We start from the raw sequence: 16118 nt of genomic DNA, 5'->3' as shown, positions 1-16118 counted from the left end.
TTTGGCCGATCCGATTCATCAGTTTCAGGTCACGCCCATTGAGGGGCTGAACTTCGGCGAGGTCACCCTTCCGATCATAGGGGCCACGCAGATTGCGTTCACCAACTCGCATCTGGCCATGACCGTCGCCTTCGCCATGGTCGTGGGCTTCCTTATGCTGGTCACCTCCGGTGCCAAGATCGTCCCGGGCCGTATGCAGGCGGCGGGCGAGACCTTGTTCGACATGATCGACGGCGTGACCGATTCAATCATCGGCCATGAGGGTCGCAAATATTTTCCCTTCGTCTTCACGCTGTTCACCCTGATCCTGGCCATGAACCTGCTCGGCATGTTCCTGTCGTTCACGGCTACGTCGCAATTGGCAGTGACCGTGACGTTCGCGGCACTGACCATCCTGCTCGTCATCGGCATCGGCTTCGCCAAGCACGGCCTGGGCTTCTTCAAGCTGTTCTGGCCGACCAGCGCGCCGTTGGTACTTCGCCCCGTCGTCGGTGCGATCGAGTTTCTGTCCTTCCTGCTTCGTCCGGTGACCCTGGCGCTTCGTCTGTTTGGCAACATGCTGGGCGGTCACGTGGCGCTGAAGATCTTCGCCGGTTTCGTGGTGGCGCTGGGAGCCGGTGCTTTCGCTGGCGAAGGTCTGGGTCTGTGGGGCCTGCCGATCGCCGCCCTGTCGATGAGCATGGTCGTCGCCTTGACCGCGCTGGAATTCCTCGTGGCCTTCCTTCAGGCCTTCGTTTTTGCCGTTCTGGCCAGCATCTATCTCAATGATGTGGTCAATCTGGGCGACGCCCACTAAGGCTGCCCAATCCTAATCCACCCTCATCCAACCAACCCTGACTGAAACAAGGATACTCACCATGGAAGCTGAAGCCGCAAAATACATCGGTGCTGGCCTCGCAACGCTCGGCATGATCGGCTCGGCCATCGGCGTGGGCAACATCTTCGCCAACTTCCTGAACGGTGCCCTGCGCAACCCTTCGGCCGCTGGCTCGCAAGTCGGTAACCTGTTCGTGGGCGCGGCTCTGGCCGAAGCCCTGGGCATCCTGGCTTTCGTGCTGGGCATCCTGATCCTGAACTCCTGATCGTTCAGGTCTGAACAGCGACGGCGGCTCCGCAAGCGGAGCCGCCGTCCGCTTTTCGATTTTCTGCAAGAACGGACACCATGGCGGCTCCAGAAGCTCACACCACCGGCACCCATGCCACGACCGAGGCCGAAGGCCACGGCAGCGGTGGCCTGCCTCAGTTCCAGACAGACGTCTGGGCGGGTCAGATCGTCTATCTGCTGATCCTGTTCTTTGCCCTGCTGTTCCTGATTTCCAAGGTCTTCGCGCCGCGTCTGCGCAAGGTGATGGACGAGCGGGCCAACACCATTTCATCCGCCGTCGCCACGGCGCGTCAGGTTCAGGCCGAGGCCGCCGACCAGGCCGCTGTCGCCAAGGCAGAGGTCGAGCAGGCACGGGCCACGTCGCGGGCCACCGCTCTAGCTGCCCGCACCCGCGTGACCGATGAGGCCAATGCCCGTGCCGCGGCCGAAGAAGAGATCGTCAACGCCCGCATCGCCGAGGCCGAGACCGCCATTGGCAAGACCCGCGATGCCGCCATGGTCCACGTCGGAACCATCGCCTCCGACACCGTGGTCTCCATCGTCGATCGCCTGACCGGCAAAGCCCCGACGGCCGCCGAGGCCGCCGCCGCCGTCAAGGGAGCCGCCTGACATGAACATGTTCCTGGAAGAGGGCGTTTGGGCCTGGGACAGCGCTGAAGTGTGGGTCGGCATCGGCCTGTTGCTGTTCTTCGCCATCCTTCTGTGGGCCGGTGTGCACAAGCTGGTAGCCCAGCAGCTGGACGCCAAGGCCTCCAAGATTCAGGGTGAGTTGGACGAGGCCGCACGTCTGCGGGCCGAGGCCGAGGCCCTGCTGGCCCAGATCCGTGCCGAAAAAGCCGAGGCCGAAGCCCAGGCCGCCGAGATGATGCGTGCCGCCGAGGCCGACGCCCGCACCATGGAGGCCGAGGCCAAGGTCAAGCTGGAAGAGACCCTGGCGCGCCGTCAGGCCCTGGCCGAACGCCGCATCGCCCAGGCCGAGGCCCAGGCCACGGCCGAGGTCAAACAGGCCGCCGCCGACCTGGCCATCAAGGCCGCTGAACAGCTGCTGACGGCCCGCGCGGCAGGCCAGAAAAGCGATCCTCTGCTGGACGCCGCCATCGCCCAGATCGGGACACGCCTGAACTAGGGCGTCTGCATCTTCAAACGATCAAGGCCCGCCGGTGCACCCGGCGGGCCTTTGCGTATCAGTGGGCCGGGTGGGCCCCGACCACGGCGTGGGCTCGCTTCTCGCGTTCCACCAGCCGGGCGTAGACATTGCCCAGCACGATGCCGAAGACGATGTGGGTGACCAGCATCCAGCCCAGGGTCGCCATATTGGACCCCAGAACCTGGGAGTCTCCGACAAAGAAGACGCCCAGCATCATCACCACCCAGGCCCCGACGGCAAAGACGATGCCCTTGGTCTCGGACGTGTCCGTGGGCAGCCGCGGGCACAGGATGCCGAACAGCGAGCCGAGGATGAAGGTGCCCGAGAACAGATGGATGGCCCAGCCAGCGGCCAGATTACCTTCCATGCCCAGCAGGCTGGCGACCATTCCGGGGAATGGCTGGAACATGGAATTCAAGGCGAAGATGTTGATCGCCTCCAGAACAGAAATGGCCAGTGTCGCCACCAGACCAGCAACGATTCCCTTTTTTACGCGTGACATCATGACCTTGGCGCCTCCCAACGCTTGTTTTGGTGCTTGATAACGCGGGGGGAAGCATACGCCTGTCTGACGGCGTGAAATTCACATTGCCGTGCTTCGCAGCTGCGAGATCAGGCGAAGGTGACGCCGGTCATCTGTTCAGAGACAGTCCACAGGCGCGCAGCGACGTCGGTATCCAAGGCTTGCGGTTCGGCCTTGGCCGGGCCGGGCGGGCCCTTGAGTTCGTTCAACTGCGTCGCGCCCAGATAGGCCACGCCGCGAACGGTCGGATCGGTTGCGGCCATCAGAATGGGCAGGGCACCGTCAGCGGCCGAGTGACTGACCAGCGGCTCGATCAGGGGGCGGAAGATGTAGCGCAGGCCCGCCCGCGCGATCGGAGATCGGACCAGCGGACCATTCTCGATCAGGCCGGTACGCGCATAGCCCGGATGCGCCGCGACACTGGTCAGGTCCCAGCCGTTTGCAACGCTCTGTCGATGCAGCTCCAGCCCGAACATCAGCATAGCCAGTTTGGACTGCGCATAGACCGCCCACGGCTTGTAATCCCGCTCATGGTTCAGATCATCGAGCCGGATACGGCCCTGCCGATGAGCGATGCTGGACAGTTGGACGATACGTGCACGGCCTGCCTTCAGCAGAGGCAGCAGTCGCCCGGTCAGGGCGAAATGGCCCAGATAGTTGGTCGCCAACTGCATCTCGAAGCCGTCGGCCGTCACCTCGCGCCGCGGTAATGCCATCACCCCGGCATTGTTGACCAGGACATCGATGAGCCGTCCATCAATCAGCATGCGTTCCGCGAAGTCCGCGACAGACGCCTGGCGCGACAAATCCAGAACCTCGAAGCAGACGTCGGCATCCGGCGTTTGCTGTTTCAGCTTGTTGATCGCCGCCGCAGCTTTCTCCTGGCTGCGCACCGCCATGACGATCGATCCACCTTTGGCGGCCATGGCCTTGGCTGTCTCGAAGCCCGTCCCGCTGTTCGAGCCGGTGATGATAACCCGCTTGCCGGTCAGGTCGGGGATGTCGTCAGTCGTGAAAGAGGCCATGCCGATCATGTCGGCATGGCCTCCGGTCTTCACAAGTGCGGCAAAGCTATTCCGCAGCGATGTTCGATCCCTGCGGTGCCGTCCAGCGCAGCACCGGTGCGCGGGCGGCGCGGGTCTCGTCCAGGCGCTTCATCGGCGCATGGAAAGGCGCGCCCTTGAAGCGGTCGACATCGCCGGCCTTGGCGGCCCCGGCCAAGGCGCGCATCGCCTCGATGAAGCGGTCCAGCTCCTGCTTCGATTCCGTCTCGGTCGGCTCGATCAGCATGGCCCCGTGGACGACCAGGGGGAAATACATGGTCATGGGGTGGAAGCCCTCGTCGATCATCGCCTTGGCGAAGTCGAGCGTGGTGATGTCCGTGCCCTTCAGCCATTCGTCGTCGAACAGGGCCTCGTGCATGCACGGCCCCTCGGGGAAGGCGGCCGACATCACGTCCGACAGGCGGGCCTTGATGTAGTTGGCGTTCAGCACCGCATCTTCGGCCACCTGACGCAGGCCGTCCGAGCCGTGGCTCATCATGTAGCTGAGGGCGCGGGTGTACATGCCCATCTGGCCCTGGAAGGCGCACAGGCGACCAAAGGCCTGGGCCGCCTCGTCTTCCTCGCGCTCGATCAGGCGATAGCCGTTCTGGTCGTGCACGACCCACGGAGCGGGGGCGAAGGGAGCAAGAGCCTCGGACAGCACCACCGGACCCGCGCCCGGCCCGCCACCGCCGTGCGGGGTGGAGAAGGTCTTGTGCAGGTTGATGTGCATCGCATCGACGCCCAAGTCGCCCGGACGCACCCGGCCGACGATGGCGTTGAAGTTCGCGCCGTCGCAGTAGAAATAGGCCCCCGCCTCATGCGTCAGCCGGCTGATTTCGAGAATATCCCGCTCGAACAGGCCGCAGGTGTTGGGGTTGGTCACCATGATGGCGGCGACGTCGTCGCCCAGCTTGGACGCCAGATCGGCCACGTCGACGCGGCCGTCGTCGGTCTGGGCCACTTCCACGACGGTGTAGCCCACGAAGGCGGCCGTCGCCGGATTGGTGCCGTGGGCGGATGTCGGCACCAGCACCTTGCGGCGCTTCTCGTGCTCGCCGGACGCCTCGTGGGCGGCACGGATGGCCATCAGACCGCACAGTTCGCCGTGCGCGCCCGCCTTGGGCGACAGGGCCACGGCCGGCATGCCCGTCAGGGTCGTCAGCCAGTGCGACAGCGTATCCATCAGCTCCAGCGCGCCCTGCACCGTCGAGATCGGCTGCAGCGGGTGGATGTCGGAGAAGCCGGGCAGGCGCGCCATCTTCTCGTTCAGGCGCGGATTGTGCTTCATCGTGCACGAGCCCAGGGGATAGATGGCCAGGTCGATGGCGTGGTTCTTCTGCGACAGGCGCACATAGTGGCGCATCGTCTCGGGCTCGGACAGACCCGGCAGGCCGATCGGATCCTTGCGCGCCAGGTCGCCCAGGTCAGAGCCATCCGTCTTCGGCTCGGGCAGATCGACGCCGGTCTTGCCCCAGCCGTCGCTCTCGAAGATCAGATGCTCGTTCTGCAACAGGCCGCGCCCACCGGTCAGGGTGGCGGGTTTCGAGGTGACGGCATTCGGGGTGGTCGGGCGGCCGACGGTATTCATGGTGCTCATGGTTCAGCCCTCCGATCCGGCGGCGAGGAATTTCGTCAGCGCCTTGGCCAGTATCTGGATATCGACATCGCGCGTCGTCTCGGTCGCGGCGACCAGCAGGACGTCGTCCATCCCGGCATCCGGGGCCAGGCGGCTGTAGGGCACGCCGGCCAGCAGGTGATGCGACGCCAGCTGATCGACCACTTCTGCGGCAGGCTTCGGCAGGCGCACCGCGAACTCGTTGAAGAAGCGCGGGGTCAGGATTTCGACGCCCGGAATGGCCGCCAGGGCGTCGCGGGTCGCCAGCGCCTTCTCGTGGTTCAGCAGGGCCAGTTTGCGCAAGCCAGTCTCGCCCAGCAGGCTCATATGGATGGTGAAGGCCAGGGTGCAGAGACCCGAGTTGGTGCAGATGTTCGAGGTCGCCTTGTCGCGGCGGATATGCTGTTCGCGTGTCGACAGGGTCAGGACGAAGCCGCGCTCGCCATCGGCATCCACCGTCTCGCCGCACAGGCGGCCCGGCATCTGGCGCACCAGCTTGTCGCGCGTGGCGAACAGGCCGACGTAGGGTCCACCGAAATTCAGGGCATTGCCGATCGACTGGCCCTCGGCCGCGACAATGTCGGCCCCCATCTCGCCCGGCGATTTCAGCAGACCCATGGACACGGCCTCGGTGACCACGACGATCAGCAGGGCCCCGGCGGCATGGGCCGCCTCGGCAATCTTCGTCACATCGGTCGCGGTGCCGAAGACGTTCGGGGTCTGGACGACGACGCAGGCCGTGTCCGGACCGATGCGGGCGATAACGTCCGCCTCTGCATCGACGGCGGCGGGCAGGGCCTCGGTCTCGACACCGACGGCATGGACCACGGTCTCGGTCGCCCGGACATAGTGCGGATGCACCCCGCCGGAGATCACCGCCTTGTTGCGGCGGGTCACGCGGGTCGCCATCAACACGCCCTCGGCCATGGCGGTCGAGCCGTCATAAAGGCTGGCGTTTGCCACCGGCATGCCGGTCAGGTTCGCGACCTGCGTCTGGAATTCGTACAGATATTGCAGAGTGCCTTGCGCGATTTCTGGCTGATAGGGGGTGTAGCTGGTCAGGAACTCCGACCGCTGGATCACATGGTCCACCGTTGCCGGCACATGATGCTTGTACGCCCCGGCCCCGCAGAAGAAGGGCACTGTCCCCGCCGTCGCATTCCTGGCCGCCATGGCCGACAGCGCCCGCTCGACCTCCATCTCGCCCGCCACGCGCGGCAGGTCGACGAAGCCGTCACGCTGTGCCGGTTTGGGCACGTCCACGAACAGATCGTCGATGGACTTGGCACCGATCGCGGCCAGCATGGCGGTGCGGTCGTCGGGCGTCAGGGGGAGGTAGCGCATCTTTAACTCCTAGCCCTTCCCCTCGAGGGGGAAGGGTTGGGATGGGGTGGTGGCAGGTTGGTGCCGAAAAATTCGCATTCGGCGCCGATCGGAGTTCGAGGTGGTGGGAGTGTGCCTCCACCCCACCCAACCCTCCCCCTCGAGGGGAGGGCTTTTTAGAGCGAACCCAGATACTGGTCGTAGGCCGCCCGATCCATCAGGCCTTCGGTCGCAGCGGCGTCCGACACCTTGATCTTGGCGAACCAGCCTTCGCCTTCCGGATCGGCATTGACGGTTTCCGGCGCACCGGCCAGGGCCGCGTTGCCCTCGATCACTTCGCCGGCGACGGGCGCATAGACGTCGGACGCCGCCTTGACGCTTTCGACCACGGCAAAGCTGTCACCCTTGGTGACCGACTTGCCGGCTTCGGGGGTTTCCACGAACACCACATCGCCCAGGGCATCGGCGGCGTGTTTGGTGATGCCGACAGTGGCGACGTCGCCGTCGAGGCGAACCCACTCGTGATCCTTGGTAAAATGCATGGTCGTCTCTCAGGCTTTGGGTTTGCGATAGTAGCGTTGGGCCACGAAAGGCATGGCGATGACTTCGGCGGCGGCGGGCTTGCCGCGCACGATGACCTTCAGGTCTGTGCCCAGGTCGGCGAAGGCGGGCGGCACATAGCCCATGGCGATGTTGCGACCCAGGGTCGGGGAGGGGCCGCCCGAGGTGATCGTGCCGATGACGGTGCCATCCATATCGGCGATCTCGGCCCCCTCACGCGCGGGCGCGCCTTCCTTGACGCTCAGACCCACGCGGACGCGCGACGGGCCGGCAGCCAGTTCCTTCAGGATGCGCTCGGCCCCATTGAAGCTGGCGGCCTCTTTGCGCGACTTCGAAAGGGCGAACGTCAGGGCCGCCTCGACGGGGCTGGTCGTCGCGTCGATGTCGTGCCCGTGCAGGGGCAGGCCCGCTTCCAGCCGCAGGCTGTCGCGTGCGCCCAGGCCGATCGGCTTGACGCGGGCGTCCTCCAGGATGGTGTTCCAGATGCGCTCTGCGTCGGCATTGGGCACCGAAATCTCGTACCCGTCCTCACCCGTATAGCCTGAGCGGGAGACATAGCAGTCGACGCCGAACAGCATCAGACGGGCACAGTCCATGAAGCCCATCTCGGCCAGCAGCGGCTCATGCGCGGCCATGACCTCGGCAGCCTCGGGCCCCTGAATGGCGATCAGGGCGCGGTCCGCCAGGATGCTCAGGTGGGCATCGCCCTCCAGGTGCGAGTCCAGGAAGGTGAAGTCGGCGTCCTTGTTGCCGGCGTTGACGACGACGAACAGGCCGTCGTGGTCGGGCTTGCCCGCCATTAGGTCGTCCAGGATGCCGCCCTGGGCATCCAGCAGCAGGCTGTATTTCTGGCGGCCCTCTTTCAGCACGGCATAGTCGCCGGGCACGAACCGCTCGAACTGGGCGATGGCGTCGGCACCGGTGATCTTGCACTGGCCCATGTGGGACACGTCGAACAGGCCCGCATGCTCGCGCGTCCAGCGGTGCTCGGCCAGCACGCCTTCGTATTGGACCGGCATGTCATAGCCGCCGAAGCCCACCATGCGCGCACCCAGTGCGCGGTGCGCCGCGTTCAGGGGCGTGGTCTTCAGCATCGCTTCGGTCAGGGTATCGGCCATTCAGACTCTCGCGGTCGCGTGTTGATGCGGAAAGCTCCGCCGTCCTCGCGCCCCCGCTGTCCGTGAAGCCTGAGAGATTCCGGTGCCGGAAAGATGGCACCTTGCTCCGTCGGCGCGATCCGCAGATCGACTTTCCAGCGTCCGTATGTCCTCGCGGTCCGTTTGCCTGAGCGTTTCCGGGGCGGTTGCGCCTTCGGCTCCGGGCCCGACTCATGGGCCCGATCTCTCCCGCGAGAGCGGGTCCAAAGGCCCCGGAACCCGCCCTGAGTCAAGCGTACGAAAGAGAATCCACCCTATCGTGATCGACGCAGGCCCTATTCGTAGAAATCCTCCACATCGGGAATGCGGGTGAAGGCGATCTTGGCCCCGATGTAGTCCGGCAGACCCGCCTTGGGCCCGATGCTGACCGTGTCCTTGCCATAGCGGCGGTTCAGGGCATCCAGCGCCTGCGACAGTTTCAGCGATGGCGCGGTGCCGCCCTGGTCCGGGGCCTCGCCGAACAGGTCCGTCTGCGCCGCGCCGCAGGGCTGCAGGTGATGGACTGCCACCCCGACATAGCTCAGCCGCCCGGCTTCCAGTTCCGGCTCGACCTTGCGCCACAGGCCGTCCAGCGCTGTCAGAAGGGCAAAGGTGTCCTGCGTCGGGGCGACGGCACAATGCAGCCCCGCCGTCTCCCAGCCGCGACGCCCGCTTCGCGGCGTTCCCTTCGGCCCCATGTTCAGATGCAGGCTGACGCTGGCCCCCGTCTGGCCCATGCGCCGCAGCCGCGCTCCGCACTTGACGATCAACCGCCGCGCCACCGCCTTGGCCTTAACCGGGGTCCGCATGTCCTGCGCCAGGACATGACTGTGGCTGATGGAGGCGGGCGGATTAGGCGGCGGCACATCGCTCTCCAGCCCGCGCAGGCCGCGCCAGATGCGCTCGCCCTCGATACTGTTCCAGACGGCGCGGGCCTGTTTGCCGCTCATGCCCCACAGGCCGGCGGTATCGACGACCCCGGCCTTCTCCAGCCGCGCCAGCATGCGCGACCCGATACCCGGATATTTCGACAACGGCAGATCCAGCAGCGGGCCGGGCAGTTCATTGGCCCGCAGAACGGTCAGCCCGTCCGGCTTCTTCATTCCGCACGCCGTCTTGGCCAGGAACCGCGACGGGGCGATCCCGACGGAGGAGTGCAGACAGTCGCCGACATTCGCGCGAATGCCCGCCTGAATCCGCTGGGCGAGGGCCACTGCATTGGCCTCCTGCCGCTCCGGACCGATCAGTTCGCACGAGCATTCGTCGATCGACCCGACCTTCCAGACGGGAATGTGCCGGTCGATCTCGGCCATGATCTGCTTGTGGACCTGGACATAGAGGTCCGGCCGCGCCTCGGCGACAATCAGGTCGGGACAAAGCGCTCGCGCCTCCGACACCCGCATGCCGGTGCGGATACCGAAGGGCCGGCTCTCATAGCTGGCCGCGATGGCCCCGGTATATTCGCTGGGGGCGGGGCGCACGATGACGGGCCTGCCCCGCCAATCGGGGTTCATCTGCTGCTCGACGCTGGCGAAGAAGGCGTTCAGGTCGACGAACAGCCAGCGCAGGTTCGCGCCGTCATCATTCTGCCGTCCGCAGCCCTGCTCCATCGCAGGAACATAACAGGAACATGAACCGACCTAAATGGGATTCATCATCCTGTGAACAGGCTGATGACGAATGTGGCAAGAAAGGTGGGGAACAATACAAAGGCCACCCGCGAGACCTTGATGCAGCGCGTTATGAAACGGCTGCCATACTGGCGATGAACGTCCGAAAAGATAGCTTTGAAGGATGGGCCGACGCCGTAGAAAAAAGGGTTCGTCGAAAAGCCGTAGAAGTCGGAGGTTTTGCTGGGAGCCAAGCCATTTCGTTTGCTGTGATCCGCAGCCAGATGAGCGCCGATGCTGCTGACCATGCCGATGGCCAGGCTCAACCAGGCAGCGATGAACAGGACGACTTGAACGGCGCTCATGGCTGCGCGTAGGCTTCCAATTCAGCGACGAATGAAGCCTTTTCCGTTTCGCTCAAAAACGACCCCTCGAAACTGTTGCGCGCCATCTGGACGATCTGCTCGCGTGTCAGGCCCACGGCCTTGGCCAGCTGGCGATAGTTCTCGTTCACATAGCCGCCGAACTAGGCCGGGTCGTCGGAGTTCAGGGTGACGTGCAGGCCCTGGCGCAGCATCTCCGGCACCGGATGGTGCTTCAGGTCGTCGACGACGCAGAGCTTCAGATTGGACAGCGGACAGACCGTCAGCGTCATCTGTTCGGCGGCCAGTCGCGCGATCAGGGCGTCGTCCTCCATCGACCGGTTGCCGTGGTCCATGCGGTCGATCTTCAGCAGGTCCAGCGCCTCATGCACATAGGCGGGCGGGCCTTCCTCCCCGGCATGGGCGCACAGTTTCAGGCCCAGGTCGCGGGCGGCAGCGAACACACGCTGAAACTTGGACGGCGGATGGCCCATCTCGGACGAATCCAGTCCCACGCCGATGAAGTGATGCAGATAAGGCTTGGCCATCTCCAGCGTCGCGAAGGCTTCGTCCTCGGTCAGGTGACGCAGGAAGCTGAGGATCAGACCGCTCGAAACCCCCAGCTCTGCCCTGGCCCGATCCATCCCCGCGATCAGCCCCTCGACCACCACGCCGAACGGCACGCCGCGATCTGTATGGGTCTGAGGGTCGAAGAAGATCTCGGCGTGGCGCACATTGTCCGCCGCCGCCCTTTGAAAATAGGCGAAGGCCAGATCCTCGAAATCCTGCTGCGTCAGCAGCACCGCCGCCCCCGCATAATAGATGTCGAGAAAATCCTGCAGGTTCGAAAAATCATAGGCCGCCCGCACCGCCTCGACGCTGTCATACGGAATGGCCACGCCATTGCGTCGCGCCAGTTCGAACATCAGCTCGGGCTCCAGCGAGCCTTCGATATGCAGATGCAGTTCGGCCTTGGGCAGGCCGGCGATGAAGGTGTCGAGGGACATTGTGGCTCCGCGGTTCGAAGGCTCAGCCTAGCCTACATCCGCTCCGGCGTCGCGATGCCCAGCAGGTCCAACGCGATTTCCAGCTGGTCCAGAGCCGCCTTCGACAGCGCCAGGCGCGAGGCCTTGGTCGCTGTATCCGGCGCGATCAACACCGGGCAGGCGGCGTAGAATTTCGAGAAACTCTGCGCCAGCCGATAGGCGTGCTCGCTGATCAGGTGCGGCATGCGCTTGTCATAGGCCTCTGTCACCGCTTGCGAGAACGCATCCAGCGTCAGGGCCAGGTCGCGCTCGGCGGGCTCGCCGATGACGATGGTGCCGGGTTCCAGACCCTGTTCGCCCGCCTTGCGCAGCAGGGATTTGATCCGCACCGCCTGATACAGCAGATATGGCCCGGTCTTGCCCTCGAAGCTCATGAACCGGTCCAGGTCGAAGACGTAGCTGGTGGTCCGTGCGTTCGACAGGTCAGCGAATTTCAGCGCCGCGATGGCGACCTTGTGCGCGATGTCCTCGAACTCGGCCTCAGGCAGGTCGTCGCCCAGCATGGCCTCGCGCAGACGCTCACGCGCCTTGTCGGTGGCCTGGGTGATCAGGTCGTGCAGCTTCAGCACCCCGCCGGCGCGGGTCTTGAACGGCTTGCCGTCCGTGCCATTCATGGTGCCGAAGCCGAGGTGCTGCAGGCTGCCCTCGGTCGCGTATCCGGCCAGATAGGCGGCGCGGAACACCTGCTCGAAATGCTCGGCCTGCCGCTCGTCGACGACATACAGGATCAGGTCCGGGTCGATCGCCTTGCGTCGGTCCAGAATGGTGGCCAGGTCGGTCGTGCCATACATGGCCGAGCCTTCCGAGCTGATGACCAGCAGCGGCGGCGGGGACGGAGCCTCGATCACCGAGCCGTCGGCCAGCTTCTTCTTGCGCATCTCCCCGGGCCGGGCGACGTGAACCACGCGAGCCCCGTCGTCCTCGACCAGCAGGCCGGTGGTCTCCAGATGGGCGATCATCTCGGCCATGACCGGGTCGGCATCGCTTTCGCCGTTCCACAGGTCGAAGGTCACGCCCAGCGCCCCGAATTCCCGCTCCAGCGCCGTGCGGCTGACCGCAACGAAATGCTGCCACAGGGCGCGGTAGCCGGGACGTCCGCCCTGCAGCTCCGCCGTCGCCTTGCGCGCGCGGTCGCGGAACGCGGGGTCTTCCTTGGCCTGACCGGCGGCCTGGGGATACAGCCGCTCCAGATCCTCCAGGCTGACCGGACTATCAGCAGGGAAGGGCCCATCACCCTCGGCCAGAAACGCTGCCGCCTTGCCCTCGTCACCCACGGCGACGATCAGCAGCCCCATCTGGAAGCCCCAGTCGCCGAAGTGGGCGTCGCCCCAGACGGTGTCGCCGCGGAACCGGAACAGCCGCTTCAGGCTCTCGCCGATGATGGAGCTGCGCAGGTGGCCGACATGCATCGGCTTGGCCACATTCGGTCCGGCGAAGTCGATCACGACCTTGCGCGGTGCCTCGACGATGGCTGCTCCGGCATGGGCGGTATCGCCCGCCACCTGCGCCGCGCGTTCGGCCAGTGCCGCGTCGGCCAGTTTGAAGTTGATGAACCCCGGCCCGGCCACCTCGACCGACGTCAGACGCGGATCGTTGGCCAGCCGTTCTGCGATCTTGCCCGCCAGTTCGCGCGGATTGGCCTTCATCGCCTTGGCGGCGGCGAGGGCCCCGTTCGACTGGAAATCGGCCAGATCGGGTCGGTCCGACGGCGTCACGCGTGCCAGGCCGGCGTCCACGCCTTCGGCGGCGAAGGCGGCGGCGACCGCTTCGCCCAACTGGGTCCGGAGGTCACTCATTATTGGGCTGGAGGCTGCGTCGTCGGTGCGGCAGGTGCCGCTGTCCCGGCGTTGATGCGGAAACGGCTGCCGTCGCGGTTGAACTGGGCCATCTCCGGCGTCACGTCGAAACCAACCAGAATTTCGAAGTTGTCTCCGCTGGTCGTCACGTCCGCGCGGGGGATGATGACGGTCTGGGTCTCGACCATCGACGTGCGATCGGCCCCTTCGAATGCCACGGGCAGGTCAAAATAGGTCTTGGCCAGTACAGCCTTGTTCCGTTCGGTGACGGCGATCCAGTAGCGGTATGTACGACCGTCCGTCTGGGCCTGCGGACCGCGACCCAGGTTGAACAGGATGCGGGTGTCCACGGTGATCGGCTGGTCCGCCTGGTACATGCAGTTGGAAGTCAGGCCCTCGATCTCGCCGGTGAAGCCGACATTGGCGGCCGCAGGACGATCGCCGGTCATTTCGACGTAGCGTGCTGCGTCGTAGAGGATTTTCACATAGGGGCATGGGCCTGCAGCGGCATTGCGCCGCAATGGGGCGATGCGCGGCGCGCGGGTGCTGCGCTCGGGTTCTTCGGACGCGCCTTGTTGCCCGGGACGCTGCTGCGGTGATTGAGCCTGAGCAGTCAGTGGCACCATGGTGGCCGCGACGATGGCCGAGGCCAGGGACAGTTTCAGGACGCGACGCATCGGTGATTTCTTCCAGTCAACAGGGAGACGCGCGGCGACAGCCTGACGCAGCGCGAACGCTCGCCGCTGATAGCGGCTAAAGCGAGGCGCGGCAAACGCGCCGTGTCGTGAAACCGAGGTGGCGTGGCCGGGCCGCAATGACTAGGTTTGAACTCATGACCCTGACCGATGTCGTGCCCGTCTCCGACAAGCGCGCCCTGACCGTACGAATGGCTACCCCGCGCGGCTTCTGCGCCGGGGTCGATCGCGCCATCCAGATTGTGGAGCGTGCGCTCGAGAAGTTCGGGGCTCCGGTCTATGTCCGGCATGAGATCGTGCACAACAAGCATGTGGTCGATCGGCTGAAGGCCATGGGGGCGGTGTTCGTCAAGGAACTGGACGAATGCCCGGACGACCGGCCCGTCGTCTTCTCCGCGCACGGCGTGCCCAAGTCGGTGCCCGCGACTGCCCGCTCGCGCGAGATGCTGTTTCTGGATGCCACCTGTCCGCTGGTGTCCAAGGTCCACGTCGAGGCCGAGCGCCACCACGCCAATGGCCGCCACATTGTCCTGATCGGCCATGCAGGTCATCCTGAAGTTGTCGGCACCCTGGGCCAGCTGCCGCCCGGTTCCATCAGCCTGGTCGAGACGGTCGAGGATGCGGAAGCGTTTCAGCGTCCCGGCGATGCCCCTCTGGCCTATGCGACCCAGACCACGCTGTCGGTGGACGACACCTCCGAAATTCTGGCCACGCTGAAGCGCCGTTTCCCCGAACTGCCCGACCCGCACAAGGAAGACATTTGTTACGCCACGACCAACCGTCAGGAGGCGGTCAAGCGGCTGGGCGAGGGGTGTGACCTGGTGCTGGTCGTGGGATCGAAGAATTCGTCCAATTCTGTGCGACTGGTCGAGGTGGCCTTGCGGGCGGGAGCGGGCGCGGCCCAGCTAGTCGACGATGCGTCGCACGTGGACTGGACCTGGTTCGATGGCGTGCAGACTCTGGGCATCACGGCCGGAGCGTCTGCGCCGGAGCGGCTGATCAGCGAACTGGTCGAGGCCGTCAGTGCCCGCTTCGACGCCACGGTAATCGAGGACGACGGCGAGCGCGAGACGGTGACCTTCAAACTGCCGCGCATACTGACGACCTGAGCGCGACAAGCGGAGCCTTTACGGTACTGTGGCGTTCTGGGGCGAGTGTTTCGGGGAGCCATCATGTTGTTTCGTCAGCGTTCAATCTGTGTAGCGGCCCTGTTCGCCCTGGGTCTGACTGCCTGTGACCGCGGTGTGGAACCGGTCCCGCCGCCCGTCACACCTGTACCCCCGGTGGCTGATGCAGCACCCGTCACCGCCCGCTATGTCTGCGACAGCGGCCTGACCATAGGGGCGGCCTATCCCGACCCGGAATCGGCCCAGGTCACATGGCGCGATCAGATACGCGTGCTGCGCAGTGCCCCGATCCCTTCGGGTGCTCGCTATATCGACGAAGCCGTGGAATGGACGCTGAGCGCCCGCGATGGAGTCGAGACCGGTGTGCTCACGCGCGTGGACTCTGCCGGTGGCGAGGTGCTCGAGACCTGTCGCCGTAACCTGCCGCTGGTCGTGACGGCTCCGCCTATCACTAAGACCGCGTCGACGACCAAGGCACCTCAGGCCGCACCCGGCGGCGTCCTGCCTGCGTCGCCTCCCTGCAAGGGCAATCAACTGACTCTGTCGGCGGATGGCGGCGATGCGGGTGCCGGCAACCGCGTCACTATCATCGGCGTGCGCAACACGGGCACCCAGGCCTGCAGCCTGACCGGCTATCCCGCCGTCACCGTTCAGGATCGACAGAACCGCACCCTCAGCGCGATCCGTTCCGAGACGACGCCCGGCAGCTATCTGCGGGCCGGTCAGGCTCCGGCCCCGGTCAATCTGGCCCCCAATGCCAAGGCCTTCTTCGACATCGCCTGGAATGTCGTGCCGAACGAAGGTCAGGGCCAGACCACCTGTCCGTCGGTCACCCGCATCCGCGCCACGGTGCCGGGCGACGAGACCGCCGTGACCCTGGCCCAGGCGCTGACACCCTGCGGCGGGCGCATCCGCATCAGCCCGTTCCGCGCCGAGGCCGAGCCGGAACCCGCCTCCGCCGAGTGAGCCGCAAAAAAGTCGGTTCGAACCTGCGCAAGGGTCGCCGGGCCGCGCTATAAGGCCGTT

General features: G+C 65.5%; 16 protein-coding genes, 1 pseudogene and 2 riboswitches. Of the genes and pseudogenes, 6 read left to right on the top strand and 11 right to left on the bottom strand.

Translation table 11 applies throughout. The annotated features are described in order from the left end of the window. The first annotated feature begins 1 nt into the window (after position 1). The 4 genes from AC4PRM_RS02235 (at position 2) to AC4PRM_RS02220 (ending at position 2231) form a co-directional block, all read left to right on the top strand. Entirely contained in the window at positions 2 to 796 is a 795-nt protein-coding gene (locus AC4PRM_RS02235; RefSeq protein ID WP_492038630.1) for a F0F1 ATP synthase subunit A, read from the top strand. 61 nt (positions 797 to 857) lie between these two features. Next, positions 858 to 1082 (top strand): F0F1 ATP synthase subunit C, encoded by a 225-nt coding sequence (locus AC4PRM_RS02230; protein WP_201099132.1) that lies wholly within the window; start codon positions 858 to 860, stop codon positions 1080 to 1082. Positions 1083 to 1162: 80 nt separating this feature from the next. Beyond that, positions 1163 to 1714, top strand: coding sequence for a F0F1 ATP synthase subunit B family protein (locus AC4PRM_RS02225; protein WP_373255883.1), 552 nt, complete (start codon positions 1163 to 1165; stop codon positions 1712 to 1714). 1 nt (position 1715) lies between these two features. Next, complete coding sequence (locus tag AC4PRM_RS02220) at positions 1716 to 2231, top strand: F0F1 ATP synthase subunit B (protein ID WP_487922902.1); 516 nt, start codon at positions 1716 to 1718, stop codon at positions 2229 to 2231. A gap of 58 nt (positions 2232 to 2289) precedes the next feature. Here AC4PRM_RS02220 and AC4PRM_RS02215 read toward each other — a convergent pair whose 3' ends face one another. The 11 genes and pseudogenes from AC4PRM_RS02215 to AC4PRM_RS02165 all read right to left on the bottom strand — a co-directional run bounded on the left by AC4PRM_RS02215 (position 2290) and on the right by AC4PRM_RS02165 (position 13947). Next, positions 2290 to 2757, bottom strand: coding sequence for a DUF6789 family protein (locus tag AC4PRM_RS02215; RefSeq protein ID WP_492038629.1), 468 nt, complete (start codon positions 2755 to 2757; stop codon positions 2290 to 2292). Positions 2758 to 2864: 107 nt separating this feature from the next. Beyond that, on the bottom strand, positions 2865 to 3809 hold the full coding sequence (locus AC4PRM_RS02210; RefSeq protein WP_492038628.1) for an SDR family oxidoreductase: 945 nt from the start codon (positions 3807 to 3809) through the stop codon (positions 2865 to 2867). Positions 3810 to 3846: 37 nt separating this feature from the next. Next, complete coding sequence (gcvPB, locus tag AC4PRM_RS02205) at positions 3847 to 5418, bottom strand: aminomethyl-transferring glycine dehydrogenase subunit GcvPB (RefSeq protein WP_492038627.1); 1572 nt, start codon at positions 5416 to 5418, stop codon at positions 3847 to 3849. A gap of 3 nt (positions 5419 to 5421) precedes the next feature. Further along, complete coding sequence (gene gcvPA / locus AC4PRM_RS02200) at positions 5422 to 6780, bottom strand: aminomethyl-transferring glycine dehydrogenase subunit GcvPA (RefSeq protein WP_492038626.1); 1359 nt, start codon at positions 6778 to 6780, stop codon at positions 5422 to 5424. A gap of 155 nt (positions 6781 to 6935) precedes the next feature. Further along, positions 6936 to 7301, bottom strand: a complete 366-nt coding sequence (gene gcvH / locus AC4PRM_RS02195) for a glycine cleavage system protein GcvH (RefSeq protein ID WP_492038625.1) — start codon at positions 7299 to 7301, stop codon at positions 6936 to 6938. Positions 7302 to 7310: 9 nt separating this feature from the next. After that, positions 7311 to 8438 carry a glycine cleavage system aminomethyltransferase GcvT gene (gene gcvT / locus AC4PRM_RS02190; RefSeq protein WP_492038624.1) on the bottom strand — a complete coding sequence of 376 codons (1128 nt, stop codon included), beginning with the start codon at positions 8436 to 8438 and terminating at the stop codon, positions 7311 to 7313. Positions 8439 to 8492: 54 nt separating this feature from the next. Next, a riboswitch (glycine riboswitch) is annotated at positions 8493 to 8578 on the bottom strand. 4 nt (positions 8579 to 8582) lie between these two features. Continuing rightward, positions 8583 to 8679: riboswitch (glycine riboswitch) on the bottom strand. Positions 8680 to 8752: 73 nt separating this feature from the next. Next, the gene (locus tag AC4PRM_RS02185; RefSeq protein ID WP_492038623.1) at positions 8753 to 10066 is read right to left on the bottom strand and encodes a Y-family DNA polymerase; all 1314 of its coding nucleotides are present in this window, start codon (positions 10064 to 10066) and stop codon (positions 8753 to 8755) included. A 44-nt stretch (positions 10067 to 10110) separates the two neighbouring features. Then, positions 10111 to 10431 carry a hypothetical protein gene (locus AC4PRM_RS02180; protein WP_492038622.1) on the bottom strand — a complete coding sequence of 107 codons (321 nt, stop codon included), beginning with the start codon at positions 10429 to 10431 and terminating at the stop codon, positions 10111 to 10113. After that, positions 10428 to 11435 (bottom strand): annotated as a pseudogene (locus AC4PRM_RS02175) (adenosine deaminase). Before AC4PRM_RS02175 ends, AC4PRM_RS02180 begins: the two are co-directional and overlap by 4 nt. Before the next feature lie 32 nt (positions 11436 to 11467). Then, positions 11468 to 13270 (bottom strand): arginine--tRNA ligase, encoded by a 1803-nt coding sequence (argS, locus tag AC4PRM_RS02170; RefSeq protein ID WP_492038621.1) that lies wholly within the window; start codon positions 13268 to 13270, stop codon positions 11468 to 11470. After that, positions 13270 to 13947 (bottom strand): Tat pathway signal sequence domain protein, encoded by a 678-nt coding sequence (locus AC4PRM_RS02165; RefSeq protein ID WP_373255871.1) that lies wholly within the window; start codon positions 13945 to 13947, stop codon positions 13270 to 13272. Before AC4PRM_RS02165 ends, argS begins: the two co-directional genes overlap by 1 nt. Positions 13948 to 14102: 155 nt before the next feature. On the opposite strand from AC4PRM_RS02165, the gene ispH reads away from it, so the two are divergent. Together ispH and AC4PRM_RS02155 are read left to right on the top strand one after the other, a co-directional pair. After that, positions 14103 to 15074 (top strand): 4-hydroxy-3-methylbut-2-enyl diphosphate reductase, encoded by a 972-nt coding sequence (ispH, locus tag AC4PRM_RS02160; protein ID WP_373255870.1) that lies wholly within the window; start codon positions 14103 to 14105, stop codon positions 15072 to 15074. 63 nt (positions 15075 to 15137) lie between these two features. Continuing rightward, positions 15138 to 16058, top strand: coding sequence for a DUF4232 domain-containing protein (locus AC4PRM_RS02155; RefSeq protein WP_492038620.1), 921 nt, complete (start codon positions 15138 to 15140; stop codon positions 16056 to 16058). The last annotated feature ends 60 nt before the right edge of the window (positions 16059 to 16118 follow it).

The sequence above is a fragment of the Brevundimonas sp. DW-iso22 genome (genome assembly GCF_058725425.1).
Note: the sequence above shows the minus strand (reverse complement) of the source record. Positions and strands in the feature narration are given on the sequence as shown.